Annotated in this window: 3 protein-coding genes; 2 read left to right on the forward strand and 1 reads right to left on the reverse strand. The window is 69.7% G+C overall.

Annotated features, from left to right (window positions below; genetic code table 11):
• Positions 1–530 precede the first annotated feature (530 nt).
• Positions 531–1,244 carry a FadR/GntR family transcriptional regulator gene (locus tag ACFWW8_RS34580; protein ID WP_386535779.1) on the forward strand — a complete coding sequence of 238 codons (714 nt, stop codon included), beginning with the start codon at positions 531–533 and terminating at the stop codon, positions 1,242–1,244.
• Here ACFWW8_RS34580 and ACFWW8_RS34585 read toward each other — a convergent pair.
• Positions 1,187–1,888, reverse strand: a complete 702-nt coding sequence (locus ACFWW8_RS34585) for a hypothetical protein (protein ID WP_386535782.1) — start codon at positions 1,886–1,888, stop codon at positions 1,187–1,189. The genes ACFWW8_RS34580 and ACFWW8_RS34585 overlap by 58 nt on opposite strands.
• 218 nt (positions 1,889–2,106) lie before the next feature.
• Here ACFWW8_RS34585 and ACFWW8_RS34590 point away from each other — a divergent pair, with 218 nt between their 5' ends.
• Positions 2,107–2,694: a hypothetical protein gene (locus ACFWW8_RS34590; protein ID WP_386535785.1), complete on the forward strand. Its 588-nt coding sequence runs from the start codon at positions 2,107–2,109 to the stop codon at positions 2,692–2,694.
• Positions 2,695–2,741: the final 47 nt, after the last annotated feature.

Raw genomic sequence — 2,741 nt, forward strand, 5'->3', positions numbered from 1 at the left:
CGGACCCGGCGACACCACCCCCCAGGTCATCACTTCGACAGAGGGGACACAGTCATACCGGACCCGGAGGCCAGCGGCCCCATTGCAGGACCGCGAAAAAGATAACGGGGGGAGGAGGAGCGGCGTGGCGACACCTGCTGTAGTGAAGGCGGCGTTGGCCGGGAAGCGACGACGTTCGACGTCCGCGCGGCCGAGGTCCGTGACCGCGGTGACAGGGTCGGTGTCCGGTAGCGACTCCGTGCCGGGTGAGTGGAGACCGAGCTCGACTGGCTCAATTGCCGCCCTGTCGCGGCCGTTGGGGTCACCAGCGGACAGGATTCCATAGACGGCGTGCGAGGCGACTTTCCCGTGCGGATGAATGCGAGCAGGAGTCGTGTGCGTAGCCGTCTTCGCTCGAGGCGGCAACACGTCGAAGGGCCGAGAAGACTGCGTCGGACATCCAGCCGTCGCTGTGCTCCTTGACTGTAGATGACCCGTTTGCTCGACTTCCCGTCGTGGCTGAGTGACAACAGGGAAGAGGATCGTGCGCTGTGGAACCCATCGACCGCAGAAGCGTTGTCGACGTACTGGAGGAATGCTTGCGCGCCGACATCCTCGGCGGCATCCATCAGGCCGGGACCAAACTGCCGCCGGAGCGCGATCTGGCCGCGGGATACGGCGTGAACCGCGCCACTCTCAAACACGCGCTGTCCCGTCTCGAACAGGCGGGCCTGCTTGTGACCCGGCACGGCGTCGGAAGCAGGGTCCGTGATTTCCTCGCCTCCGGTGGTGCGGACCTGCTGCCGCTCCTGGTACAGGAGGACGCCGGCTGGTTGGACGACGTGTTCGAGGCGCGCAGGGCGGTAGGGAGCCTCATCGCCCGACGGGGCGCTGAGCAGGCGGGGCCGCGTACCGCGGCGCTGCGGCGTACCGCGGCGCTGCGGCGTACCGTGCAGGCCGTGGCAGCGGCCTCTGATGCGCAGCGCGCCCAGTCGGCCGAGGCCGAAGTGCACCGCGAACTGGCACGGCTGTCCTGCAACAGGGTGTACGTCCTTTTGACGAACACGCTGCTGGCGGCTTACGTCCCGGTACGGCACCTGCTCACCGGGCCGTTTGAGGACCCGGCCTTGGCCGGCGAGCGCCTGTTGCCCCTTACCGAGGCGGTGGAAGCAGCGGACGCGGCCGGCGCGGGCCGGGCGGCCGCGGACTACCTCGATCTGACCGGCGGGCTGATGCTGGCCGCGTTGAAGGAGCGGCGCCCCTGAGCGCAGCGGGTCACCGGTAGGTGGCTGCCCACAGGTGCGCGCCGCGCGGGTGGACGGCGGCGTCCACGCGGTCGCGCACCAAATGGCATTGGCGTCGTGGTCGGTGAGGGCGCGCTCGACGTGCCGTGGGACGACGTCGAGAAGGAAGGGTCGCGACGGGCGCCGAACCGTTCCAGGACACGGGGCGGCGGGTCCGCGCACGGCGTCTGACTGAGGATGCTGACCGTCCCCACGCGGTCGGCGTCCGGACCGAGGGCGTCGCGGACGTGGTCGCGGACGTCCTCGGCAAGGTCGTCGCCATCGCCCGCGACGGACAGGTCCCGGCGGATCGCAAGCATGGCGGGGACCGGGCGGTGCTGCGCCAGGTCGGTCACCGCGCAGCGGATGGGGGACCGAGGAAGGCAGATGTCCGGGATGCCCTCGGGCAGCATCCGTATCCGGTCCGGTCCCACGCCCGGGGCCAGTCCGCTCCAGGAAGAGTCCAGGCCCGCCCGCTCCGGGTCCCTCGGGTGCGCCAGGCCGCATTCGGCCACCTCGACCCGTGCGCCGTCGCGGTCCACGAGATCGGCACCGCAACCGGCTCCCGGGGCAGGCGTGCGGTCCGTAGGTGGTCGCTCATGGCCGACGGCTTGGGTACGAGTCACTTACGCCCGCCAGTCGGCGGAATGGTCGGCTGCGGATGACGACGAGGTAGGACACATGGATACCGCACCGTCGGAAGCCGCGACGCGGACGAGCTGATCGCCACCGTCTTCTCCGAGGCGCGCCGGGAGGACCCGTACGCGCTCTACCGAGCACTTCGCCGGGCGGCTCCGGTCCACGTCGGCGCCGAAGGCGTCGCGTAGGCGAGTACACACGCCGGATGCGAAGCAGTCCTGCGCGACAACCTCTTCAGAACATAGGGCGGTGCAAGAACCCGCCGGAGTATACCGGCCTGAGGCGGCTCGCCATCATCAAAGGTCTTCTGGCCGTACCGGATGGCGACCACCGCGAACTGCGGTCGATCGTGGGGGACTGGGTGCTCGTCTTCGAACTGCGCTTGACGCAGGACGAAATGCTGCGGGCCGACCGGACCGCGGTCCGCCTGTGGGAGTTTCTCGGCGACCTCATCGAGGAGCGCCGGACGAAGCCCCGCGAGGACCTGGTGTCGGCGTTGGTACGGCCCGGCCAACCCGACGTGTTCAGCCCACCGGATCTGCTGAACCTGCTGGCCTCGCTCTACAACGCGGGTTTCGAGACCACGATGAACCTTTTCGCCAACGGGTTGCGTGCCCTATTCACACACCCCGAACAGGCGGACGCGGTGCGCCGCGACCCGCCAGTTGCCTGCAGCGCGACGGAGGAGCTCCTGCGCTTCGACGAGCCCATCCAGATGTCCTTCCGGGGTCTCGCAGCACGTCGAGTTGGACCGGAGTGTCCGTTGTCGAGGGCACGCTGGTCGTCGCGCTGACCGGCGCGGCCAACTACGACCCGGCGGCCGGGGGGGGGGGGGGGGGG

The sequence above is a fragment of the Streptomyces sp. NPDC058701 genome (assembly GCF_042715295.1).
GTDB lineage: Bacteria > Actinomycetota > Actinomycetes > Streptomycetales > Streptomycetaceae > Streptomyces.